This is a genomic window from Paraburkholderia sp. MPAMCS5, from assembly GCF_036016995.1.
GTDB lineage: Bacteria > Pseudomonadota > Gammaproteobacteria > Burkholderiales > Burkholderiaceae > Paraburkholderia.
Window position 1 is genome coordinate 129,485 of record NZ_JAYXBK010000014.1, and the last position, 23,250, is coordinate 152,734.

Annotated in this window: 18 protein-coding genes and 2 tRNA genes; 6 read left to right on the top strand and 14 right to left on the bottom strand. The window is 62.1% G+C overall.

Going from position 1 to position 23,250, the window contains the following annotated elements; translation table 11 throughout:
* Nucleotides 1-27 precede the first annotated feature (27 nt).
* From queC to def, 10 genes are all read right to left on the bottom strand, one after another.
* Nucleotides 28-759, bottom strand: coding sequence for a 7-cyano-7-deazaguanine synthase QueC (gene queC, locus VOM14_RS25265; protein ID WP_327631487.1), 732 nt, complete (start codon nucleotides 757-759; stop codon nucleotides 28-30).
* Nucleotides 760-1,158: 399 nt separating this feature from the next.
* Nucleotides 1,159-1,234 (bottom strand) — tRNA-Phe (locus VOM14_RS25270).
* A gap of 96 nt (nucleotides 1,235-1,330) precedes the next feature.
* Nucleotides 1,331-2,020: a response regulator transcription factor EsaR gene (gene esaR, locus VOM14_RS25275; protein WP_327631488.1), complete on the bottom strand. Its 690-nt coding sequence runs from the start codon at nucleotides 2,018-2,020 to the stop codon at nucleotides 1,331-1,333.
* Complete coding sequence (locus VOM14_RS25280; RefSeq protein ID WP_327631489.1) at nucleotides 2,021-4,435, bottom strand: sensor histidine kinase; 2,415 nt, start codon at nucleotides 4,433-4,435, stop codon at nucleotides 2,021-2,023.
* Nucleotides 4,425-5,024, bottom strand: a complete 600-nt coding sequence (locus VOM14_RS25285; RefSeq protein WP_327631490.1) for a DUF4390 domain-containing protein — start codon at nucleotides 5,022-5,024, stop codon at nucleotides 4,425-4,427. Before VOM14_RS25285 ends, VOM14_RS25280 begins: the two co-directional genes overlap by 11 nt.
* The gene (rsmB, locus tag VOM14_RS25290) at nucleotides 5,021-6,460 is read right to left on the bottom strand and encodes a 16S rRNA (cytosine(967)-C(5))-methyltransferase RsmB (RefSeq protein ID WP_327631491.1); all 1,440 of its coding nucleotides are present in this window, start codon (nucleotides 6,458-6,460) and stop codon (nucleotides 5,021-5,023) included. The genes VOM14_RS25285 and rsmB overlap by 4 nt, the downstream gene beginning before the upstream one ends.
* Before the next feature lie 189 nt (nucleotides 6,461-6,649).
* Nucleotides 6,650-7,507, bottom strand: coding sequence for a zinc metalloprotease HtpX (gene htpX, locus VOM14_RS25295; protein ID WP_327631492.1), 858 nt, complete (start codon nucleotides 7,505-7,507; stop codon nucleotides 6,650-6,652).
* A gap of 103 nt (nucleotides 7,508-7,610) precedes the next feature.
* Complete coding sequence (locus tag VOM14_RS25300) at nucleotides 7,611-8,252, bottom strand: LysE family translocator (RefSeq protein WP_327631493.1); 642 nt, start codon at nucleotides 8,250-8,252, stop codon at nucleotides 7,611-7,613.
* 113 nt (nucleotides 8,253-8,365) lie between these two features.
* On the bottom strand, nucleotides 8,366-9,355 hold the full coding sequence (gene fmt, locus VOM14_RS25305) for a methionyl-tRNA formyltransferase (protein ID WP_327631494.1): 990 nt from the start codon (nucleotides 9,353-9,355) through the stop codon (nucleotides 8,366-8,368).
* Nucleotides 9,356-9,392: 37 nt separating this feature from the next.
* Nucleotides 9,393-9,896, bottom strand: coding sequence for a peptide deformylase (def, locus tag VOM14_RS25310; protein ID WP_327631495.1), 504 nt, complete (start codon nucleotides 9,894-9,896; stop codon nucleotides 9,393-9,395).
* A 243-nt stretch (nucleotides 9,897-10,139) separates the two neighbouring features.
* On the opposite strand from def, the gene dprA reads away from it, so the two are divergent.
* The 3 genes from dprA (at nucleotide 10,140) to VOM14_RS25325 (ending at nucleotide 14,786) form a co-directional block, all read left to right on the top strand.
* Complete coding sequence (dprA, locus tag VOM14_RS25315) at nucleotides 10,140-11,372, top strand: DNA-processing protein DprA (RefSeq protein WP_327631496.1); 1,233 nt, start codon at nucleotides 10,140-10,142, stop codon at nucleotides 11,370-11,372.
* A gap of 96 nt (nucleotides 11,373-11,468) precedes the next feature.
* Nucleotides 11,469-11,846: a thioredoxin family protein gene (locus VOM14_RS25320; RefSeq protein ID WP_327631497.1), complete on the top strand. Its 378-nt coding sequence runs from the start codon at nucleotides 11,469-11,471 to the stop codon at nucleotides 11,844-11,846.
* 273 nt (nucleotides 11,847-12,119) lie between these two features.
* Nucleotides 12,120-14,786 carry a DNA topoisomerase III gene (locus VOM14_RS25325; RefSeq protein WP_327631498.1) on the top strand — a complete coding sequence of 889 codons (2,667 nt, stop codon included), beginning with the start codon at nucleotides 12,120-12,122 and terminating at the stop codon, nucleotides 14,784-14,786.
* A gap of 191 nt (nucleotides 14,787-14,977) precedes the next feature.
* On the opposite strand, the gene VOM14_RS25330 is transcribed toward VOM14_RS25325, so the two are convergent.
* Both VOM14_RS25330 and VOM14_RS25335 read right to left on the bottom strand, forming a co-directional pair.
* On the bottom strand, nucleotides 14,978-16,078 hold the full coding sequence (locus VOM14_RS25330) for a LysR family transcriptional regulator (protein WP_327631499.1): 1,101 nt from the start codon (nucleotides 16,076-16,078) through the stop codon (nucleotides 14,978-14,980).
* 344 nt (nucleotides 16,079-16,422) lie between these two features.
* Complete coding sequence (locus VOM14_RS25335) at nucleotides 16,423-18,291, bottom strand: phosphoenolpyruvate carboxykinase (GTP) (RefSeq protein WP_327631500.1); 1,869 nt, start codon at nucleotides 18,289-18,291, stop codon at nucleotides 16,423-16,425.
* A gap of 376 nt (nucleotides 18,292-18,667) precedes the next feature.
* On the opposite strand from VOM14_RS25335, the gene VOM14_RS25340 reads away from it, so the two are divergent.
* Entirely contained in the window at nucleotides 18,668-19,681 is a 1,014-nt protein-coding gene (locus VOM14_RS25340) for a D-2-hydroxyacid dehydrogenase family protein (RefSeq protein WP_327631501.1), read from the top strand.
* Here VOM14_RS25340 and VOM14_RS25345 read toward each other — a convergent pair.
* Together VOM14_RS25345 and VOM14_RS25350 are read right to left on the bottom strand one after the other, a co-directional pair.
* Nucleotides 19,678-20,541, bottom strand: a complete 864-nt coding sequence (locus tag VOM14_RS25345; RefSeq protein WP_327631502.1) for a patatin-like phospholipase family protein — start codon at nucleotides 20,539-20,541, stop codon at nucleotides 19,678-19,680. The two genes, VOM14_RS25340 and VOM14_RS25345, sit on opposite strands and share 4 nt — an antisense overlap.
* 33 nt (nucleotides 20,542-20,574) lie before the next feature.
* Complete coding sequence (locus VOM14_RS25350) at nucleotides 20,575-20,979, bottom strand: PaaI family thioesterase (protein WP_327631503.1); 405 nt, start codon at nucleotides 20,977-20,979, stop codon at nucleotides 20,575-20,577.
* A 197-nt stretch (nucleotides 20,980-21,176) separates the two neighbouring features.
* Here VOM14_RS25350 and VOM14_RS25355 point away from each other — a divergent pair.
* A tRNA-Lys gene (locus VOM14_RS25355) sits at nucleotides 21,177-21,252 on the top strand.
* A gap of 271 nt (nucleotides 21,253-21,523) precedes the next feature.
* Nucleotides 21,524-23,149, top strand: a complete 1,626-nt coding sequence (locus VOM14_RS25360; RefSeq protein WP_327631504.1) for an anti-phage dCTP deaminase — start codon at nucleotides 21,524-21,526, stop codon at nucleotides 23,147-23,149.
* Nucleotides 23,150-23,250 lie beyond the last annotated feature (101 nt).

Here is a 23,250-nt window from a genome sequence, read left to right on the forward strand (position 1 = left end):
GCCCGATCCGCCTCTGGCGCGGAATTCTCACACCGGTCCGGTTACCTTTTCGCCTGCCAGATAGGCTTCGTAACCACGCTTGCGCAAGCGGCAGGCCGGGCATTCGCCGCACCCGAAACCCCACGCATGCAATTCGGCGCGTTCGCCGACGTAGCACGTGTGCGTCTCGACGCGCACGAGTTCCACCAGTTCGTCGCCGCCCAACTCGTGCGCGAGACGCCACGTGTCCGCCTTGTCGAGCCACATCAGCGGCGTTTCGAGCGCGAAGCGCGAGTCCATTCCGAGATTCAGCGCGACTTGCAACGCCTTCATGGTGTCGTCGCGGCAATCGGGATAGCCCGAGAAATCCGTCTCGCACATTCCGCCGACGAGCACCTGCAAACCACGCCGATAAGCTATAGCCGCGGCGATCGTCATGAACATCAGATTGCGGCCCGGCACGAAGGTGTTCGGCAAACCGTTGGCCGTGGCCTCGATCTCGATTTCGCGCGTCATGGCGGTTTCGCTGATCGAGCCGAGCACGGACAGGTCGATCATGTGATCGTCGCCAAGGCGCTCGCCCCATGCAGAAAATGTACGCGCAACCGCGCTGCGGAAGCCTTCGCGGCATTCGAGTTCGACCCGGTGCCGCTGGCCGTAATCGAAGCCGAGCGTCTCGACCGTTTCATATCGTTCAAGTGCCCATGCGAGGCACGTGGCGGAATCCTGGCCGCCGGAAAACAGCACCAGAGCGCTACGCTTAGCGTCTTTGCGGATCACCGTGAAACTCCGTGAATGAAGAGTGCCACGTCGCGCTGCGCGAGGTGCGCCATGCAAGCAACGCGGCGCGACGCGTGCCGGCACTGCTGCCGGCCCAAAGCAGTATAGGCCGCGCCTTCCGCCTGCGAAGTCGCTGGGCCTTATACCGTTAATCGTCGGGCGAGGGGTTCGGTGCGGATCGCGGCGTTGCCGCGTGCCTTTCGCCGGATCAGCCGGATTCGGCGGGCGACGCACTCGCATGCAAGTCCTTGAACTGGCGCGATTTTATCACGCGACGCCGAACCTCGCCGAGCGCCCCTCGGCATACCGCCCGCACGCGCTGAAGCAACGCATGCTTGCCACACTTGGAAGACAAAAGGAAAAGCCCCAGGAATCTTGCGATTTCCTGGGGCTGAATCCTGGTGGCCTGGGACGGAATCGAACCATCGACACGCGGATTTTCAATCCGCTGCTCTACCAACTGAGCTACCGGGCCAACGAAGAACGAAATAATATCAAAGGGCCACGAACTGGGCAAGCCCCTTCGCGAAAAAAGTCGGCGCAGGCGAATCCCGGCGCGGACGTGAAACGCTCACTCGCCTTTGTTTTTCCCGAGATCGACGCCGAGTTGCTTGAGCTTGCGATACAAGTGCGTGCGCTCCAGTCCGGTTTTTTCCGCGACGCGCGTCATGCTGCCGTTCTCGCGCGCGAGGTGATATTCGAAGTACGCGCGCTCGAATGCATCGCGTGCGTCGCGCAGCGGAATGTCGAACGAGATCGAGGCCGTTTGCGCCGCGAGCACGCCGTTGCCGAGGCCGTCGGCGGAAAGAATCGGCAATGCCGCCGCCGAAGCCACCGTCGAAGAATGCAACGGCAACGCCGATTTCGCCGCCGCGCCGCCCGGCATGAGCGCCGCGGTTCCGCGCGCAAGACCTTGTTCGACGGCCTTCAGCAGTTTCTGCAACGCGATCGGCTTCTCGAGAAAATTCAGCGCGCCGATCTTCGTCGCTTCGACTGCGGTGTCGATTGTCGCGTGGCCGGACATCATGATCACCGGCATGGTGAGCTGCCCTTGCGCCGCCCATTCCTTGAGCAGCGTCACGCCGTCGGTATCGGGCATCCAGATGTCGAGCAGCACCAGGTCCGGCGCCTGACGCAAACGGAATTCGCGCGCCTGCTGCGCGTTTTCCGCCGCTTCCACGACATGCCCTTCGTCGCTCAGGATCTCCGAGAGCAATTCCCGGATGCCCATTTCATCATCTACCACCAGGATGGTTGCCATTTACGCTGCCTTTGTCTGCACTGTTGCTTTTGTCTTTCCCTGCGCCGCACTGCCGTGCGCAGGACGCGATCCCGTTTCGGGAGCCGCGCTGTCGTCTGCCAGTTGAAGGAAGAGAATCGAAATCTGCGCGCCTTCGATGACATCGCCCGCTTTCATGCGATTGCGAATGTCGATACGCGCGCCGTGTTCATCGACGATCTTCTTGACCATCGCAAGACCCAGGCCAGTGCCCTTCGCCTTGGTCGTCACGTAGGGTTCAAATGCACGTGTGAGGATACGCGTGGGAAAACCCGGTCCGTTATCCGACACGGTCAGACGCACCGCGACGCGCGCCTTGCCCTCCGCGTCGGGGTCTCCGTATTCTACTGTCCTCGTCTCCAGCAGCACACGCGGATGCTCCGAGTCGGCCACCGCGTCCTGCGCATTTTGCAGCAGGTTGTGAATCACCTGGCGCAATTGCGTGGCGTCGCCGCGGATGGCCGGCAACGCGGAGAGTTCGACCTGGATGGCGCCCTTGCCTTCCTCGATACCGTAAAGCGTGAGCACTTCGCTGACGAGATCGTTCAATTGCAGATGCGCGAGCACCGCCGGCGGCGTGCGCGCATAGTCGCGGAAATTGTCGACCATCTGCTTCATCGCGGCGACCTGGTTGACGATCGTGGTCGCGCCGCGCTTCAACACATCGGCGTCCGACGGCGACAGCTTGTCGGCAAGCTTCATCTGCAAACGCTCGGCCGAGAGCTGGATCGGCGTGAGCGGATTCTTGATCTCGTGCGCGAGCCGCCGCGCGACCTCACCCCATGCGATAGAACGCTGCGCGGAGATGACGTCGGAAATGTCGTCGAAGACCACCACATAGCCCGATGTCTGCAAGTCCTGCGCGTCGGGGTCGGTCGCGGACAACAGGCGCGCGCCGCGCACGAGCACGGTGAGCGGCTCGGATTCGCCCGGCACCTGAATCGAGAACTGCTGCTGCCAGTGGCCGCCGTCGTCGTGACCGTCGCCGCTTGCCGCTTCGCGATCGGCAAACGCCTTGCGCACCATGCCGCCAAATTCGCTCAGCACGCCGATCTGTTCGAGCGCCGAGCCCAGCACTTCCTGGAACTGCTGACGGAAGATGCGCTCCGCACCGCGGTTCGCCGTGGTGAGCCGGAATTGCCGGTCGAACACGAACACGCCCGCCGTCAAATTCGCGAGGATACTCTCGAGATACGCCTTTGAATGTTCGAGCGCGATGCGGTTGTTCTCGACCGCGGCGCGCGCTTCGGACAACTGCCGCGTCATGGCGTTAAACGATTGCGTGAGAAAGCCGAGTTCGTCGCGCGACTTGATTTCGCGCTTCGGCGTGTAGTCGCCCTCGGTGATTTCCTTCGTGCCTTGCGCGAGCAGAAACAGCGGCCGCGCAAGCTGATTGCCGAGCGCGAGCGCGAGCATCATCGCAATGAAGGTGGCGAGGAACAGCGCGAGCGTCAGCGTACCGATGTACATCTTGCGCAAGCCGGTACGCCCGAGCGCTTTCTCCTGATACTCGCGATACGCGCGCTGCACGGCGTCGGCATTGCGCGCGAGCGATTGCGACACCGGCTGCGTGAGTTGCAGAAAACGCTCAGTGGGTTGCAGAAGCGCCGCGTTCGAATCGGGAATGCGCTGCACGACGCGCAGCCGCAGCGCGCCCTTGCTGCCGTGAGCATGCGGATCGCCGTCGATTTCGCCCTCGATCGCCGCATAGCCGCGTCCGCGCGCCTGGTCGATCATCAACTGCGAGGGCAGGTCGTTCGGCACGAGCGTCGAGTAGCTGCTCGATGCCTGCGCGACCACGTGCATGTCGGGCGTGGCGCCGGACATGCTGCGCGTGGGCTCGACGATCGTCGCGTCCTGCACGCCGAACTGGTCGCGCAGACGCAGCAGCGTGAGCGTCGTGCCGGCGGCATCCGCGCTCGCGAGCTGCTCGGACATCAGCCGGCCCTTGGTTTGCAGATCGGACAGTGACGCGTCGAGCATGCCGCGCCCGAGATTCAGCCCGGACGTGAGCGCGGTTTCGACATTCACGTCGAACCACGATTCGATACTGCGCGACACGAACTGATAAGAGACGACGTAGATGATGCCGCCCGGCACCACGCCGACAAGCGCCATGAAAAACGCGAGCTTGGCGAGCAGCCGCGTGCCGAACTTACCCTTGCGCAAGCGCGCAATGATGATGATGACGAGCGCTGCCACCACCAGCAGGAAGATCATCGCGACCGCGAGGTTGGCGGCGTACAGCCACTGGTAATAGCGGTCGAAGAATTCGGTGTTCGCGCTTGCCGCGGCGAGCAGGACGAGCAGCAACACGGCCGTCACGGCGACCGTCGACACCAGCACGCGCACGACGATGCTGCTGACACTGGTGGCGGAGCGCACTTTATTTAGCACGTTCAGTCACCGTAAAAGTAAAGCGCTTCCACTCGGAAGCGAGGTTCCAGTCGCGGTTGTTCACCGCGTCGATCTGGAACGGCTTGGGCATCAACGCGATGTCGAGCTGCATGCGCACGGACGCGTTATACGTCTCGCCGGCATGGACGTCGTTGCGGTCGATCACATGCCACGAGGTCACGTGCTTGATGACCGCGAGCGCGTCTTTGAGCGTGGAGAAGCCGAGCTGCAAACCGCCCGACGACACACTCGACACGCGATATTCGCGCGTGAGCGGCTGAAACGACAGGCGCAGGCTCTGCGACACGCTGACCGGCTGCTCGTCGAACCAGTACCAGCGCGGCCGGCTCAATTCGAAGTCGGTCGTGAAGTAAAGCGGGATGCCTTTATTGACCGCGTCTTCGAGATTGCTGTTCAAGTCGAAGTCGAAACGGGCGTCGAGACTCCAACCGGTATTGTCGGCTTGCAGCGATGCGCGCTGCACGGCGATCGAGTCGGCGTGCGCCATGCCCGGCGCCGCAAGCCAGACGGCCAGCGCGATCCAAAGCACGGCAGCGAGCCGAAGCGGGAAGAAGCGTTTGATGGTCACCGTTTCTGAAAGCGCGCGTAGAAAAATCCGTCGTGGTCTGAGTTCGCGCCGGCGCTGATATCAGCGAATTCTCCGGCATGGGAACCGGCCGATGGGTCGGCGGGCGCGCGGGCGACTGAAGGGAAGAGTTGCCCCGGCGCGTCCAATCGTACCGCATCCTGATACTTGTTTCCAAACCACTGCGCTTGCAACTCGCCTTCATCCGGAAAGATCGAGCACGTAACGTAGAGCAATTCGCCGCCTGGTTTCACGAGCGGCCACAGCGCGTCCAGAATGCGCCGCTGTTCCTCGACGAGCGCGGGAATATCGGACTTTCGACGCAACCAGCGAATGTCCGGATGACGTCGCACGATGCCCGACGCCGAGCACGGCACGTCCGCGAGAATGCGGTCAAACGGCTGGTCGATGTCGTCATGCCATTTGGATGGCGCACCGGCGTCGCCGATACGCACTTCTGCGTCGAGCTTGAGCCGCTGCAAATTTTCGCCGATACGCCGCGCGCGCGACGCATCGCTTTCGAGCGCAACGAGTTGCAGATTCGCGAGTTCCAGCAAATGCCCGGTCTTGCCGCCGGGCGCCGCACACGCGTCGAGCACGCGCATGCCGTCGCGCCCGCCGAGGAGCTGCGCGGCGAGCTGCGCGCCGGCGTCCTGCACGGAGACCACGCCTTCGCTGAAGCCCGGAATGCGCTCGACGGGCATCGGCGTGGCGAGCTTCACGGCGTAGTCGCCGGCTTTGCTCGCGGCAATGTGATGATTGGCCAGCACTTGTAGATACGCTTCGACAGTCGAGTGACGCGCGTTCACGCGCAGCGTCAACGGGCCTTGCGTGTTGCCGGCCGTGAGCACGTCTTGCCACGCGTCAGGCCATGCGCGCTTCACTGCGTCGATCCACCATGTCGGGTAATTCCAGCGGGCGACTTCGTCGGCTTGCGCTTCTGTCAGCAGCGCCTCGCGCTCGCGTAGGAAATTGCGCAATACCGCGTTGACGAGACCCTTCGCGAACGCGAATTCGCGGCGTGCCGACGTCGCGCTGACCGCCTGATCGACGACCGTGAAAGGCGTATAGGCGGCACTGGCTTCGTCGTCGATCAGAAGCGCGAATGCGCACGCGAGCACATGACCGATATGCGGCGGGGGCGCCTTCTTCACCAGCCGCGCGATCAGCCATTCGACCGTACCGAGACGCCGCATTGTCCGATACGCGATGTCCTGCACCGCACCGCGCGCAGCGGCGGCATTGCCTTCTGGCGCGGCCACGAAAACGGACTGCAACGCCGCCGGCAAAGCCGAGCCGAGGCGCACGGCGCCCACGGCTTGCGCGGCGCAATCGAGCGCAAAGCCGAGCGATTCCGGAGCGAGATGCAGCACGGACAGACGGGACTCGCGCGAACGCGCCGACGAGGAAGCAGTACGCGAAGAAGACTTTTGGATCATGAGAGGGCAAAAGCAGGCCACGCGGTGCGCGCGACACAATGAACACACATTGTAGCGTGGCGCGGCTGGCGGACCGCCACCGCCTGTCGGCTGGTGGCGCGCGCGTATGTTCGCGTGCGCGTTGGCATGCGGACAATGAAAAAAGGCGAGTCTCTGAACTCGCCTTTCTCTATGCCACGTGCCTCGCGCTTATTCGAAACGCCCCGTGCGCGCCATTTCCATCAAACGCGCGATGCGTTCTTCGGTAGCCGGGTGCGTTGAAAACAGATTCGCGATGCTGCCGCCCGCGAGCGGATTCATGATCATCATCTGCGCGGTAGCCGGATGCTGCTCGGCTGCGGGAAACGGAATACCGCTCGCATAGCGATGAATCTTGTCGAGCGCCGACGCGAGCGCTTGCGGGTCGCCGGAAATCTGCGCGCCGCCACGGTCCGCTTCGAACTCGCGCGCGCGGGAAATCGCCATCTGGATCAGCGCACCGGCGATAGGCGCGAGCAGCGCAACCGCAATGCCGGCGATCGGATTCGTGGGGCGCCCCTCTTCGTCGCGGCCGCCGAAGAACATCGCGAAGTTTGCGAGCGCGGAGATTGCGCCCGCCATGGTGGCGGAAATTGTCGAGATGAGAATGTCGCGATGCTTCACGTGCGCGAGTTCGTGCGCCATCACGCCGCGCATTTCACGCTCGGAGAGCACACGCAGAATGCCGGTGGTCGCCGCCACCGCCGCATGTTCCGGATTGCGGCCGGTCGCGAACGCGTTCGGTGCGTCTTCGTTGATCAGATAGACGCGCGGCATAGGCAAACTGGCACGGGTAGAAAGCTCGCGCACCATCCGGTAGAACTGCGGCGCGCTAGTTTCGTCGACTTCCTGCGCGTTGTACATGCGCAGAACCATCTTGTCCGAGAACCAGTAGGAAAAGAAATTCATACCGAGCGCGAGGACGAGCGCGATCGTCATGCCGCGCGACCCGCCGATCACTCCGCCGATCACGATGAAAAGGGCCGTGATCGCGGCCATCAACATCGCGGTTTTGACCCAATTGAACATGTCTGCCACTCCTTGCCCGCACGCGGGTTCATATCCGTGCCGCATGATTGCGGCGCCTGATTGTAAGCTAAATGTTAGATATGGACGCGCGCGGAAAATTCAATCATCTCGATGAAGTGGCGAGCTTGATTCCCAAGCCGACAAAGGCGGTCCCCACGCCGCGGTCGAGCCACTTCTTCACTGAAGGCTTGCCGGAGAAACGCCGCGTGACGCTGCCGGCGATCCACGCGACGAAACTGTTCCACAACATGCTCATCACCACGAACACCGCGCCGAGTGTGAGAAACGCGAACGCCTTGTGGTCGGTGCCCGCCGTGACGAATTGCGGGAAAAACGAGACGAAGAAAAGCACCACCTTCGGATTCAGCACATTCGTCCAGAAGCCTTGCAGGAAAAGCTGACGCAGCGACTTCGGCGCGCCGGCCGCGCGTGCTTCGCCGCGCGCTTCGTCGGCGGCGGGATTGGCGAAAACCAGACGCACGCCGAGATAAATCAGATAAATCGCGCCGACAAATTTGATGACCGTGAACGCCGTGGCCGACGCGGCGAGCAGCGCGGTCAAGCCGAACGCGCACGCGAGCGAATGCACGCAGCAGCCGGCCGAAATACCGAGCGCGGACATGAGTCCCGCGCCGCGTCCCTGCGCGACACTACGCCCGACGATATAAGCGGTGTCGGGACCAGGCGTGACGTTCAGCAGAAAAACTGCGACGACGAAAAACTCGAAATGGGTGATGCCGAACATGGGAATCCTCTAGACGTGAGCCGCTGCATGGAGAATTTTAACGCGCGGCGAGCGCGCGGGCGTGCCCGTTCGCCATCGGCCGAATGGACGATGTTCAGGCGCCGCTGGCGATGCTATTTTGCTTCGGAAAGTTGAAAGCGCTGCCCCGCAGCCAACGTGAAACCGGCCAGAAATTCGCGCACCGGCAGGCGCTTGCCGCCGGGTTTTTGCAATTGCGTGAGACGCAGCGCGCCCTCCCCACAGGCCACGACCACGCCTTCGGGCGAAACGCCGGTAATGAGGCCGGGCTCGCGCTCGCCATTTGCCGCTTCGGCGGCGGCAGCCCAGATTTTGATCGACGTGCCGTCTTCGAGCATGCCCACGCCGCCGGGAAACGGATCGAACGCGCGCACCTGGCGAGCGAGAACGGCAGCCGGGCGGCGCCAGTCGAGCGCGGCCTCATGCTTGCCGATCTTTTCGGCATAGGTCACGCCGTCGGCGGGTTGCGGCGTGGAGGCGAGCTTCGCGCCGCCGCGCTCGAGTTCGACAAGCGCCGCAACGATCAACTTCACGCCGTCTTGCGCCAGGCGGTCGTGCAAGGTCGCGGTGGTGTCGTCGGCGGAAATGGGAGTGCGCAGTTCCGAAATCATCGCGCCGGTGTCGAGGCCGGCGTCCATTTGCATCAGCGTGATGCCGGTTTCGGCGTCGCCCGCTTCGATCGCGCGATGAATCGGCGCCGCGCCGCGCCAGCGCGGCAACAGCGACGCGTGAATGTTGATGCAGCCAAACGGCGCGATGTCGAGCACTTCCTGCGGCAGGATCAGGCCGTACGCGGCCACCACCATCACGTCGTGCGGGGTGGCGCGCAAGTGGTTGATGGCCGAAGCGGCTTCGGCCGGATACTTGCCCGCGCGGCGCAGCGAAGTCGGCTGCGCGACAGCAAGCCCATGCTCTTCGGCGTAACGCTTGACGGGACTCGCTTGCAGTTTCATGCTGCGCCCGGCGGGGCGGTCAGGCTGGGTCAACACGAGCGGCACCGGAAAACCGGCACCGTGGATGGCGGCCAGCGCGGCCGAGGCGAATTCCGGCGTACCGGCAAAGACAACGCGCAACGAATGGCTCATCAGCGAAAAAGAAGTCAGGAAGCGGAAGGGGCGCGCGTTACATCGCGTGGGCGAGCTTTTTCATCTTGCTCTTGATGCGCGTCTGCTTCAGCGGCGACAGGTACTCGACGAACACGCGGCCCATCAGGTGATCCATTTCGTGCTGAATGCACACGGCGAGAAGCCCTTCGCAATCGAGTCCGAAGGTTTCGCCCTTTTCGTTCAACGCCCGCACGCGCACTTTTTCAGCGCGCTCGACGTTGTCGTAAATGCCCGGCACCGACAGACAGCCTTCTTCCGACAGCTTTTTCTCGTCGCTCGACCAGACGATTTCCGGGTTGATAAAGGCGAGCAGCTGATCGTGCGAGTCCGACACGTCGATCACGATCACGCGCTCATGCACGTCAACCTGGGTCGCCGCAAGGCCGACGCCCGGCGCGGCGTACATGGTTTCGCCCATGTCCGCGACGAGGCGGCGGATACGGTCGTTGACCTGCTCCACCGGCTTCGCAACCTTGTGCAGCCGCTTGTCCGGGTAATTGAGAATGTTCAGTAAAGCCATGATTTCGAGGGTAATTTCTGTGCGCCGCCAACCGGGAAAGAACCTGCGGTGGCCATTCGGCCAGGTTGTCGGGCCGTCGCAATACGCACACGATAGATGGTGTCGAACCGGTTCGATTCAACGCGCCCCATGCGCTAGACGACGAGCCCGCGCGGGTGGGCGCGGCGCTGCAGTTATTTCGGATGATGAAAATTTTAGCATGGCGCCCGCCTGCCCGCTGGCCCTACAGGAGGATCGACCGCAATGCGCACTTTGCCTGCAACCGATGCTGAACTTGCCGCGTGGCTGCGGCTCTCACTCGCCGCCGGACTGAAACCCGCGGCGTTGCGCCTGCTGCTGACCGCTTTCGGACTACCCGAAGCGATCCTTCGGCAGGACCATGAAACGCTCGCCGCTGTCGCTGGCGAAGCAGCTGCGCGCGCCGCACTGGCGCCCACCGGCCCCGAATTCGACGCCCATCTCGACGCGGTGCGTGCGTGGCGAGAGCTTCCCGGCAACCAGGTCGTGACGCTCGACGACCCAGCCTATCCGCCGGCTCTCCTCACCATGCCCGATCCGCCGCCGCTGCTATATATAAAGGGCCGGCTGGACCTGCTGCACACGCGGGCGGTCGCGCTGGTGGGCAGCCGCGGCGCGACGCCGCAAGGTGTCGAAGATGCGGAACGCTTCGCGCGGGCGTTTTCGGCGGCGGGCGTGACTGTCGTGTCGGGGCTCGCGCTCGGCATCGACGGAGCGGCGCATTCGGGCGGCCTCGCGGGCATCGGGAGCACGGTGGCCGTGATCGGCACCGGCGCGGACCTCGTCTATCCGGCGGCGCATCATGCGCTCGCCCGGCAGATCGCCGTGCAAGGCGCGATTCTGTCGGAATGGCCGCTCGGCACGCCCGCGCGCGCCGCCAACTTCCCGCAGCGCAACCGGTTGATCGCGGGCCTCGTGAGCGGCGTGCTGGTCGTCGAGGCGGCCATGCGCTCGGGCTCGCTCATCACGGCGCGGCTCGCCAACGAAATGGGCCGCGATATTTTCGCGTTGCCTGGGTCGATCCACGCGCCCTTGTCGCGGGGGTGTCATCGGATGATCAAGCAAGGCGCGAGGCTGGTCGAGACGCCCGAGGAGGTGCTGGAGGAGCTGGGGTTTGCCAACGCGGCAGCCTTGGCCGCTGCGCGCGTCCGGCGCGAACAGGCGGCGACGCGGGAGTTTTACGCCGGCTCCGCGACCAGCGCGGTTCGCCGGATCGAACCCGGCGAGCCGGCAGAGGCCGCGACGGCAACCCGCGCATCGCCGGTCAAGGCCGCGTCCGACGCCGACGCCCAGCGGCTCCTCGCCGCGTTGGGCTACGCGCCCACGACGCTTGAAATTCTCGCCACGCGCACCGAAATGGACCACACGGTCTTGCACACGACGCTTCTGCAACTCGAACTCGCCGGCGAGATCAGCGCGCTGCCCGGCGGCCGGTATGCGCGAGCCAGCCCCGGCTGATGCGCATCAACCCGGCTTGACCACTCTGCGGGATCGACCATGCTACATTCGCGCCAAAGCATCCAACACAGCATCCCAAGCATTTAAGGAACCACCATGCCCGCGCTGAACCTCGACACCGACCCGGACCGGATCGCCGAGCGCGTCAACGAACCCGACACGCTGTTCGTTGCCTGCCTATGCGCGGAATGGTGCGGAACCTGTCGTGAGTATCGGGAGGCGTTCGACAAGCTGGCCGAGCGGCACCCGGAAATCTGTTTCGCATGGATCGATATCGAAACCCATGCAGACCGATTCGACGATCTCGACGTGGAGAATTTTCCGACCATCCTGATCGAAGACTCGGTAACGACACGATTTTTCGGCACCGTTTTGCCACAGGCAGCGATTGTCGAGCGCATGGTGTCGGACCTGACAGCCTTGCCCGGCGTGAGCGGCGCGCCCAAATTGCGCCCCGCGCTGGCGGTCGCCTGAATGCGCGCCAACGGCGGCTTCACGGTGTGGCCCGAGGGTCGCCAGAGCCCTTGCGGCATGGCGGTTGCGAGCGGCGTACGGCGCATTTGCCGCAGCTTGTCCAGTTGCTGAGCACGCAATTTTGATGGCGTGCTTTTATGGCACTTGACGCGCCGCTTTCGCGTCGTGTGCTATAAAGCGGTCGTTAATGGGTAGCAAGGTCGCAAACGAGGGCCGCGCCAACTGGGCGCGCTCAAGGCCACCAACCCGGATATACCAACCTCACATCGAGTCATGTCCAAAGCACTGATCATCGCCGAAAAGCCTTCCGTCGCGAACGACATCGCGCGCGCTTTGGGCGGTTTTACCAAGCATGACGAGTACTACGAGAACGACGACTACGTTCTGTCCTCGGCAGTGGGCCACCTGCTGGAAATCGCCGCGCCCGACGAGTACGAAGTCAAACGCGGCAAGTGGAGTTTCGCCAATCTGCCCGTCATTCCGCCACATTTCGATCTGAATCCGATCGCCAAGAGCGAGTCGCGCCTGAAGGTGCTGACCAAGCTGCTCAAGCGCAAGGACATCGACCGGCTTATCAACGCATGCGACGCGGGCCGCGAAGGCGAGCTGATTTTCCGCCTCATCGCGCAGCACGCCAAAGCGAAGCAGCCGGTGCAGCGCCTCTGGCTGCAATCCATGACGGCCGGCGCGATCCGCGACGGCTTCGCGCGCCTGCGTAGCGACGAGGAAATGCAGCCGCTCGCCGATGCCGCGCGTTGCCGCTCGGAAGCGGACTGGCTTGTCGGCATTAACGGCACGCGCGCCATGACCGCGTTCAACAGCAAGGGCGGCGGCTTCTTCCTGACCACGGTCGGTCGAGTGCAAACGCCCACGCTGTCCATCGTGGTCGAGCGCGAAGAGAAGATTCGCCGCTTCGTGCCACGCGATTATTGGGAAGTGAAAGCGGAGTTCGTCTGCGCGGGCGGCTTCTACGAAGGCCGCTGGTTCGATCCCAAGTTCAAGCGCGACGAGTTCGATCCCGAAAAGCGCGACTCGCGCCTGTGGGCGCTGCCTGCGGCGGAGACGATCGTCGCGGCCTGCCGCGGCCAGATCGGCACGGTGACGGAAGAGTCGAAGCCGTCCACACAACTGTCGCCGGCACTTTTCGACCTGACCAGTTTGCAGCGCGAAGCGAACGGCCGCTTCGGTTTCTCGGCCAAGAACACGCTCGGCCTCGCCCAGGCGCTGTACGAAAAGCACAAGGTGCTGACCTATCCGCGGACCGACGCGCGCGCGTTGCCCGAAGATTATATGGAGACGGTCAAGCAGACGCTCGGCATGCTCAAGGAGAGCAACAACTATCTGCCGTTCGCCAAGCAGGTGCTCGACAAGGGCTGGGTGAAGCCGAACAAGCGGATCTTCGACAATTCCAAGATCAGCGATCACTTCGCCATCATCCCAACGCTGCAAGCGCCCAAGAATCTGTCGGAGCCGGAACAGAAGCTTTACGACCTCGTCGTGAAGCGCTTCCTGTCGGTATTCTTCCCGGCGGCCGAATATCGCGTGACCACGCGCATCACCGAAGTGGTCGGACATCACTTCAAGACCGAAGGCAAGGTGCTGGTCGAACCGGGCTGGTTGCAGGTTTATGGCCGCGAGATAAGCGGCGAAGACGCCAACCTCGTGCCGGTGCAGAAGGACGAGAAGGTCAAGACCGACAAGATCGCCGCCCAGCAGCTCGTGACGAAACCGCCGGCGCGCTACAACGAAGCCACGTTGCTCTCGGCAATGGAAGGCGCGGGCAAACTCGTCGAAGACGACGAACTGCGCGAAGCAATGGCCGCGAAGGGGCTCGGTACGCCGGCTACGCGCGCGGCCATCATCGAAGGCCTGCTCGGTGAGAAATATCTGATTCGCGAAGGCCGCGATCTGATTCCGACCGCGAAAGCATTCCAGTTGATGACGCTGCTGCGCGGCCTTGGCGTGAAGGAATTGACCGCGCCCGAATTGACCGGCGAGTGGGAGTACAAGCTCTCGCAAATGGAACGCGGCAATTTGCCGCGCGACGCGTTCATGCAGGAAATCGCCCGCATGACGCAGACCATCGTCAAGCGCGCGAAGGAATACGATTCGGACACGATCCCGGGCGATTACGCGACGTTGGAGACGCCGTGTCCGAATTGCGGCGGCCAGGTGAAGGAAAACTACCGCCGCTTCGCATGCTCGAAGTGCGAGTTCTCGATTTCGAAAATTCCGGGCGGCCGGCAATTCGAGATCGAGGAAGTCGAGGAATTGCTGAAGAACAAGACGATCGGGCCGCTGTCGGGTTTCCGCAGCAAGATGGGCCGTCCGTTCTCAGCGATCCTCAAGCTTTCGCTCGACGACGAAATCAAGAACTACAAGCTCGAGTTCGACTTCGGTCAGGACGCGGGCGGCGAGGACGGGGAACCGCCCGACTTCTCCGACCAGGAGCCGGTGGGCGCATGCCCGAAATGCAAGGGACGCGTGTTCGAGCACGGTATGAGCTACGTCTGCGAGAACTCGGTCGCGAGCCCGAAAACCTGCGACTTCCGCTCGGGCAAGGTGATCTTGCAGCAGGAAATCGCTCGCGAGCAGATGGCCAAGCTGCTCGAAGAAGGACGCACCGACCTGCTGACGAACTTCAAGTCGTCGCGCACGGGCCGTAATTTCAAGGCGTTCCTCGTCAAGCAGAACGACGGCAAGATCGGCTTCGAATTCGAGAAGAAGGAGCCCTCGGCGAAAACTGCGGCCAAGACGGCGGCGAAGTCGGCGGCGAAAGCCGGACCGGAATTCGAGGCTGAGGACGACGAAGCGGCGGTCGCGGTCAAAGCTGCACCTGCGGCGAAAAAAGCCGCGGCGAAGAAAGCGCCAGCGACCAAAACCGCGGCGGCCAAGAAAGCTCCGGCGAAAAAAGCAGTGGCGCGCAAAACGGGCTCCTGAGCGAGCGGTGGTCCGGCTGCGAGGTTTCCGGTCGAGTCGGCCTTATTTGCAGCGCACATTAAAAAAAGCGCGGTCACGTAAAGTGACCGCGCTTTTTTCTTGGCGCGTGCGCAACGCGCTTTCTAGTGCCACTTCCGGCACATCCGGCGCGTCTCGTACGTCCGCGCACCCGGCCGCTTGGAAACGCGCCTTTACAGCGGCGTCAACACCGTCGACCGTGTGCGATTTGCCGTCTTGGCCAGGTTCTTCGGCACCGGAGATAACTCACCGTCCAGCAGCCGCGACAACGGCTCGGCGCCGTCGAACGCTTCCGGAGCCATGGAATCCGCCGATTCGAACGACGCCGCTGATGCCGGGCGCCCCGCGCCGTCCTTGATCCACTGTTCCCCGAGCAGACTATTCGGCGTCTGGCTGAAATGCTCGACGAGGTGGTCGATGAATGTGCGCACCTTCGCCGGCAAGTGGCGGCGGCTCGGATACGCAATATTGACCTCGACTTGCGGCAAACGGTAATCGCCCAGCAGCCGCACAAGCCTGCCGCGCGTCATGTCCCGGCCAATCAGGTAGCTCGGCAGGATCGCGATGCCCATGCCGAGCAGCGCGAACTGGCGCAACATCTCCGTATTGTTCGCCACGATCACGTTCGACGGGCGCACGCGCACTTCACCTTCGGGCCCCGTAAACACGCGCTCGTCGCCCCAATACTCCGAGGGCAGGCTCAGGCACGGGTGCTCCAGCAAATGCTCGGGACGCGTGGGCGTGCCGTGCTTCTCCAGATAGGCCGGCGTCGCGCACACCGACATGCAGCCCGTGGTCAGGCGCCGCGTGACGATGCTCGCGCTGCGCATTTGCCGCGCAATGACGACGCCCACGTCGAAACCCTCTTCGACCAGATCGACTTGACGGTCCACCAGCGTCACGTCCGGAATGACCTTCGGATAACGCTCCGCATAGGTCTGGAGCACGAGCGCGAGGTTATGCAGGCCGAACACGACCGGCGCGACGATTCGCAAGGTGCCGACGGGTTCGTGATTGCGCGCGACCACCATTTGTTCGACGTCTTCGAGTTCGTCGAGAATCTGGCGCGCACGCTCCAGATACACCTGGCCGGATTCGGTCAGGGACAAACTGCGGGTGGTGCGGTTGAGCAGTCGCGTACCAAGGCGCCCTTCGAGGTCGGCAACGTGACGGGTGGCAACCGCGTTGGAAATATCCATCGCGCTCGCAGCGCGGGCAAAACTGCCGAGATCCGCCACTTTGACGAAAACTCGCATCGACTGCAAATGATCCATATTGACGACTCCTGCCGTGTTACGGCTTCCTGACAATCGGTGAAAACCATGGAAGCGAACTAGGGATTCTCCTACGACTCGCGCAATCGTGCAGAAGTTGCCCGCCAAAACGGAAATTGCGTTGATTTTCATGCCACTGTGCGTCCAAATGTGGGGCACGACTGCTCATTGTTCCATGAAGAGAAACAATATGCTGCATCGCAGCTTCCGACGGACGATTGGTGAAACAGCGGTGGCCAGACAAAATAAAGCCAAATTCGCCGGAGTGACGAGGGTCGAGGCGCGCCAAAAACCAAAAAGCCGCCCGAAGGCGGCTTCAAAAGGCGGAGTGAACGCTCACATGATTATCCAGCGAGCTTGCTCTCCAACCGGCTCTTGGCTTGCGTCAACGCGGGCGGCAAGCCTTGTTGCAATGTGTCAAAGAGTTCTCTGTGCAGCGCGAGTTCGGCGCGCCACGCTGCGTCGTCGACGGAAATGACCTGCTGGAATTGCTCGCGGGTGAAATCGAGCCCGTTCCAGTCGATGTCCTCGTAGTGCGGCGACACGCCGAACGCATGCTCCTCGCCCTGCGCCGTGCCTTCGATGCGTCCCACCATCCAGCTCAGTACGCGCATGTTTTCGCCGAAGCCCGGCCACACGAACTTGCCGTCCGCGCCCTTGCGGAACCAGTTCACACAGTAGATTTTCGGCAACTTCGCGTTCAGTTGTTCAAGGCGCTCGCCCGTTTTCAGCCAGTGACCGAAGTAGTCGCTCATGTTGTAGCCGCAGAACGGCAGCATCGCGAACGGATCGCGCCGCACCACACCCTGCTGGCCGGCTGCGGCGGCGGTGGTTTCGGAGCCCATGGTGGCCGCCATGTAGACGCCTTCGACCCAGTTGCGCGCCTCGGTTACGAGCGGCACAGTCGTGGAACGGCGGCCGCCGAAGATGAACGCGTCGATCGGCACGCCCGCCGGATTTTCCCAGTCGGCGTCGATAGACGGACATTGCGACGCCGACGCCGTGAAGCGCGCGTTCGGATGCGCCGCCTTGCGCCCGGTCTCCTTGCCGATGGCCGGCGTCCAGTCGTTGCCCTGCCAGTCGATCAGGTGCGCGGGCGGTTCGTCGGTCATGCCTTCCCACCAGACGTCGCCGTCGTCGGTCAGCGCGACGTTCGTGAAAATCACGTTTTCCTTCAACGTGGCCATGGCGTTGAAGTTGGTCTTTTCGCTCGTGCCCGGCGCGACGCCGAAGTAGCCGGCTTCGGGGTTGATCGCGCGCAAACGGCCGTCCTTGCCCGGCTTGATCCACGCAATATCGTCGCCGATGGTGGAGATTTTCCAGCCGTTCAGGCCTTCCGGCGGAATCAGCATCGCGAAGTTGGTCTTGCCGCATGCCGACGGGAACGCCGCCGCGACATGATGCTTGCGTCCTTCCGGCGAGGTCACGCCGAGAACCAGCATGTGCTCGGCGAGCCAGCCTTCGTCGCGTCCCATCGTGGAGGCGATGCGTAGCGCGAAACACTTCTTGCCGAGCAATGCATTGCCGCCGTAGCCCGAGCCGTAGCTCCAGATTTCGCGCGTTTCGGGGAAATGGACGATGTATTTCGTGGGATTGCACGGCCACGGCACGTCTTTCGCACCCGCTTCGAGCGGCGCGCCGACCGAATGCAGGCACGGCACGAACGGCCCTTCTTCGCCGAGGACGTCGTACACCTTGCGGCCCATGCGGGTCATGATGCGCATGTTGGTGACCACGTACGGGCTGTCGCTCAGTTCGACGCCAATATGCGCGATCGGCGAGCCGAGCGGACCCATCGAGAACGGGATCACGTACATCGTGCGGCCACGCATCGCGCCGTCGAACAGGCCGTTGAGCGTGGCGCGCATTTCGTCGGGAGCAACCCAGTTGTTGGTCGGGCCCACGTCTTCGCGACGTTCCGCGCAGATGAAAGTTCTATCCTCGACACGCGCGACGTCCGACGGATCGGAGCACGCGAGATAGGAATTCGGGCGTTTGGCGGGATTGAGTTTTTTGAGCGTTCCGGCTTCGACCATCTGCGCGCTGAGGCGGTCGTATTCTTCCTGCGAGCCGTCGCACCAGACGATGTTTTCCGGCTTGGTCAGAGCGGCAACGCGCTGGACCCAGTCGATCAGTTTCCGATGTTTGACCCACGCGGGCGCGCCGACGGACGCATTGGCTGTGGGTTGACCTTCGAATGATGGAAGATTCATCGACTTGTCTCCGTTTGTAGGTAATGGGGAAAACGGTACAAGCCCGAGGACGCTGCATGCGAGAGGCGTTTCATTCGTTGCGCCAGTTTCTACAAACCGGTGCGCCATTGCGCAGGTCTTCACGGGCTTCAACACGGCTTGTCGCGCTGAAGCAAGCGGGACGGGCGTCTGCAACCGTCTGTAAAGCGGCTTGCCTCAACACGCAACAAACTGTTAAAAACGATGTCAATTTGCCTTGCCGTAACGCCTGCCGTTCTTCGCGGCAGTTCCTACGGTAAGGCATTCAGCCAGGCCGGCATGTGACCTGGGTCACATGTGGGACAGTCAGCATAACACTCCGTTCCGCACCACCTCGGTGCGTTGCAAGACACATACCATGAAGATTGCCATCCTCGACGATTATCAGGACGCCGTTCGTAAGCTCGACTGCTTTCAATTGCTGGCCGACCATGAGGTCAAAGTTTTCAATAACACCGTCCGCGGACTCGGCCAACTGGCGAGCCGGCTTTCCGAGGTCGACGCCCTTGTTCTGATTCGTGAACGCACTCGCATCAGCTCGCAACTCCTCGATAAACTGCCGCGCTTGCGCATGATCAGCCAAACCGGCAAGGTGTCCAGCCACATCGATCTGGCTGCGTGTACCGAGCGCGGCGTCGCCGTTCTGGAAGGCAGCGGCTCGCCGACCGCGCCGGCCGAATTGACGTGGGCTCTCATCATGGCCGCGCAGAGGCGCATTCCGCAATACGTGGCAAACCTTAAGCAGGGAGCCTGGCAGCAGTCGGGGTTGAAGACTTCGGCGCTGCCGCCGAACTTCGGTCTCGGCCAGGTGTTGCGCGGTCAGACGCTGGGCATCTGGGGCTATGGCAAGATCGGCCGCCTGGTTGCCGGCTACGGCAAGGCGTTCGGCATGAACGTGCTGATCTGGGGCCGCGAGCATTCGCGCGAAGCTGCTCGCGCCGACGGTTACGGCGTCGCTGAGAGCCGCGAAGCGCTGTTCGAACAGAGCGACGTGCTGTCGCTGCATCTGCGTTTGCACGACGACACGCGCGGCATCGTCAAGCAGGAAGACCTGATGCGGATGAAGCCGACCGCCTTGCTCGTGAACACGAGCCGCGCGGAGTTGCTCGACGAAAACGCGCTCGTCAATGCGCTGTCACACAATCGTCCGGGCATGGTCGCGATCGACGTGTACGAAAGCGAGCCGATTCTCCAGGGCTACAGCCTGTTGCGCATGGAGAATGTGATCTGCACGCCGCACATCGGCTATGTGGAGCGCGAGAGCTACGAGCTGTATTTCAGCGCGGCGTTCAAGAACATTCTCGCGTTCGACGCCGGCGACACCGCCAGCGTGGCGAATCCTGAGGCGTTGCAGGGCGGACGCCGCCGTTAGGCGGCGAATTCCAGCATATCGGGCATGCGTTCGAGAAACGCCTCACCGTCTGCGCGCCCGAGGTTGCACGCATGCACCATCTGCGAGGGGCTCGTGTAGTCCCAGCTTGAAATCGGCACTTTGCGCGACGGCTGCACGTAAAGCCGTTGCTGCACGCCGTGCGGCACGACGAACATCTGCGGCCGCGGATAGAGGCGCGTGACCATGACGAGGACGTTGCCGGGCGCATCGGCGTCGAGTGCGCCGACCGGCACGTTGTCGACCATTCCGCCGTCCAGCACCGGACGGCCGTTGCGCCTCAGCACCGGCGTAAAAGGCGGCGTACTCGACGATTGCAGGATCAGATCGGCGAGATCTTCGACCGTCGCGCAATCCTGCGCCCGCACAAATTCCGGATGAAAGCCGAGCGTTTGACCCAGCGTGGGGTGCAACGTCTTGCGCACGTATTTTTCGATGTTGTACACGATCAGGCCTGCCGCCACGGCACTTCGCGCGCCCAGCCAGCGCGGCAGATGCGAAACGCCGATGCGAATTTCAGGCGCCTTTGCAAGCGACGAAAACTTCTCGCCGTAAATGTCAAGCAGCGCCTGACGATAGATGCGGTAATGCGGAAACACCGACTCGCCGCGCAACAGATTGCCCCAATAGGCGTTGCGCGAGTTGTGGCGCAGCGCGTCTTCGTAATAGCGCATGACCCAGTCGGAATCGCGCGTGTAGAGCATGCACGCGGTGGCCGCCCCGGCCGAAATGCCGGTGATGACACGCGGGTGGATGCGCAACTCCGGTTGCACGACGTCCCAGAAGCCCGCCTGCCACCAGCAGCGGTTTCCACCGCCGGCGAATACGACCTGATCGAACATCCTGAGATTCCTTTTGTGCCGTGTTGTGCCCGCTTATTCGAGCAACGCGTAGGTCGTGGTGGCGTGGACCGCCATGTTGCCGGTTTCGTCGAACAGCTCGACTTCGCCGAAGACGAGATTGCGGCCGAGGCGCAGCACGCGGGCAGTGATCAACACGTCGCCCTTGCGCACCGCGCGCATGAAGTTGATGTTGAGCGACACGGTGGTCATGGGCTTGAAGCCGCCGAGTGCCGCCGAAATGGCGACGATCATCGCGGTGTCGGCGGCGGCCATGAACACCTGTCCGCAGATGACGCCGCCCGAATGGCGCAGGCCGCCGGAAAACGGCAGGCGAAGCGTCGCGCTTTCCGCATCGACCTTAACGGGCGTCAGCGTCAGCGCACGAACCCACGGCGCGAGGATGCGATCGAGCAATTCGATAATCTCTTTGTCATCCATGGCGATATCCCGTCGAAAGCCGCGCGGCCTATGAGCCGCAAGTGTCGCGACATCATACCGGGACGCCGGACCGCGCGTCGTTTTGACGGCCCTCTTTCATCGAAGGATGATTCGAGCGGGCCGCTGCAAATTTTTTAAGAAACCTGCTAAAGGGGCTTGGCAACGCCGCTAACCTGCTGCATAATCTCGCTTCTGTTGGGGCGTTAGCTCAGTTGGTAGAGCAGCGGACTCTTAATCCGTAGGTCGAGTGTTCGAGTCACTCACGCCCCACCAACAAATTCAAGGGCTTAGCGCATGCTAAGCCCTTTTTCTTTTGCCTTGTCGGGACATATATTAGACCGTGTCCAATATTCATCGCGCCGCGACCTCGCTGAAACTAGCCCATCCATTGCAAGCCTAGCGTCGACTCAGCTCGCTCACAACCGATGCCCGGACAGTCAAGGATTGACTGTCGTTCGTGTAGAAATTGCGTGCCTGCCCGAGAGGCTCCGCTTCGCCAGTTTTTTCGGGCTATGCTTCACGGAAAGCTTATATCGGGAACTATATGGCAAAGACCAATCTGGAAGTCGTGCCGCAGCAGAGACGGCGACTCCATACCGTCGGGGCATTCGACGATCAACACGCAATCGACAGCTCACTTACCGCCGAAGTGGTGATTGCGCTTTGCGGTCCAATGGGAACGCCTCTGCACGAGGTCGCAAAGACCTTCAAGGAATTGCTGGAGGGTACGGACTATGGTTATGAAGAAGTCTCCATTATCCGTCTGAGCGATGAAATTCGAGAGTTGGCGCAAATTGCCGATCGCCATTGCTCCACCAAGGAGCTCATCGACGCGGGGAACCGACTCCGAAAAGACCACGGAAACGCGTACCTAGCACGGGTTGCCATAAAAAAAATCACGCTTGCGCGTGAGAAGCTGAATGTTGAGCGCGACATAAACCAACAAGATCTCTTCGGCGACGATGATTCCGACGAAGACATAAAGCCCATTATCTCGATACGCAGTTGCCACATCATCGATTCGATAAAAAACGTCGAGGAGCTTCGCCTATTGAGATCTGTATACGGGGATATGCTTCATGTCATTGGCGTTTACACACCCATCGAACTGCGCATTGAGCGCCTGTCTAAGCGCCGAGATCGAGGCGATGACGTCCACCAGCTGATAGACCGTGACTCTGGCGAGGAAGTGGATTATGGCCAGCAGGTCCGCGACACCTTTCCGCAGTCAGACTTTTTTCTGCGGGCGGACGCGGGCACAGACTCACAATTGCGCACTCGCGTAAAGAGGTTCCTTGATCTCATGCTCGGAACTCGCATTGCGACCCCTACTCCTAACGAGCGAGCCATGTACGCGGCATATTCTGCCGCCCGAAATTCTGCCTGCCTGTCTCGGCAGGTTGGCGCATCGCTCACGAGCGCTCAAGGCGAAGTGCTGGCCGTGGGGTGGAACGACGTGCCTCGGCCGTTTGGTGGACTGTATGAGAGTCTCGAATCAACAGACTCCGTTGATGACGACCACCGCTGTTGGAACCTCGAAGGAGGTCATTGCTTTAATGATGAAGAAAAGGATCTGATTTCCACTGCGGTCGTTTCCCGCATGATTGAAAAAGGGATCATTAACGACGACAAACGTAACGAAGCCTTCAGGCTAATGCGGCATGACAGCCAACTGAAGAGCCTCATTGAATTTTCGCGTGCAGTGCACGCTGAAATGCATGCGTTACTCAACGCTGGAGCTACGCACGGAGCGAAGATTCGCGATGGAAAGCTCTTTGTAACGACCTACCCTTGTCATTCATGCGCGCGTCACATTGTTGCGGCGGGTATCAAAGAGGTGTATTTCCTTGAGCCGTATCGTAAGAGCCTCGCCACAAAGTTACACTCTGACGCCATCACAGAACGAGAAGCGGATTCCACGAAGGTCCGCATCTTGCCTTTCGACGGCGTCGCCCCCTCTCGTTTCCTGAAGTTTTTCTCTACACATGATGACGGGCGAAAGGACTCGGTAACTGGAAAGATGCGCTCTCGGCCTGCGTATCCTGTTACTGCAATAACGTTAGAGGCGATTACTACCCTTGAAGCGATGGCGGTCCGTAGTCTACAATTGGGCGAGCCAGGGGCGAACCTTGGCGCGGTCCGCGCTACGGACAACAATGAAGGCGAGTGAGTAACTTGAGGGAGGGTGATATGGAGCGAGATAAGCAACTTTCGCTGAACTTCGAATTACTCCACACGCCGTCGTCGCCGTCAGACGAAGGGGTGCACCGA

Bases quoted from the DNA above. Each gene is read 5' to 3' on its own strand.
- VOM14_RS25340 (WP_327631501.1), top strand. From the start codon at position 18,668: ATGAAGATTGCCATCCTCGACGATTATCAGGACGCCGTTCGTAAGCTC.
- VOM14_RS25300 (WP_327631493.1), bottom strand. From the start codon at position 8,252: ATGTTCGGCATCACCCATTTCGAGTTTTTCGTCGTCGCAGTTTTTCTG.
- esaR (WP_327631488.1), bottom strand. From the start codon at position 2,020: ATGGCAACCATCCTGGTGGTAGATGATGAAATGGGCATCCGGGAATTG.
- VOM14_RS25345 (WP_327631502.1), bottom strand. From the start codon at position 20,541: ATGTTCGATCAGGTCGTATTCGCCGGCGGTGGAAACCGCTGCTGGTGG.
- VOM14_RS25330 (WP_327631499.1), bottom strand. From the start codon at position 16,078: ATGGATCATTTGCAGTCGATGCGAGTTTTCGTCAAAGTGGCGGATCTC.
- htpX (WP_327631492.1), bottom strand. From the start codon at position 7,507: ATGTTCAATTGGGTCAAAACCGCGATGTTGATGGCCGCGATCACGGCC.
- VOM14_RS25350 (WP_327631503.1), bottom strand. From the start codon at position 20,979: ATGGATGACAAAGAGATTATCGAATTGCTCGATCGCATCCTCGCGCCG.
- rsmB (WP_327631491.1), bottom strand. From the start codon at position 6,460: ATGATCCAAAAGTCTTCTTCGCGTACTGCTTCCTCGTCGGCGCGTTCG.
- VOM14_RS25325 (WP_327631498.1), top strand. From the start codon at position 12,120: ATGTCCAAAGCACTGATCATCGCCGAAAAGCCTTCCGTCGCGAACGAC.
- dprA (WP_327631496.1), top strand. From the start codon at position 10,140: ATGCGCACTTTGCCTGCAACCGATGCTGAACTTGCCGCGTGGCTGCGG.
- fmt (WP_327631494.1), bottom strand. From the start codon at position 9,355: ATGAGCCATTCGTTGCGCGTTGTCTTTGCCGGTACGCCGGAATTCGCC.
- VOM14_RS25320 (WP_327631497.1), top strand. From the start codon at position 11,469: ATGCCCGCGCTGAACCTCGACACCGACCCGGACCGGATCGCCGAGCGC.
- def (WP_327631495.1), bottom strand. From the start codon at position 9,896: ATGGCTTTACTGAACATTCTCAATTACCCGGACAAGCGGCTGCACAAG.
- VOM14_RS25360 (WP_327631504.1), top strand. From the start codon at position 21,524: ATGGCAAAGACCAATCTGGAAGTCGTGCCGCAGCAGAGACGGCGACTC.
- VOM14_RS25335 (WP_327631500.1), bottom strand. From the start codon at position 18,291: ATGAATCTTCCATCATTCGAAGGTCAACCCACAGCCAATGCGTCCGTC.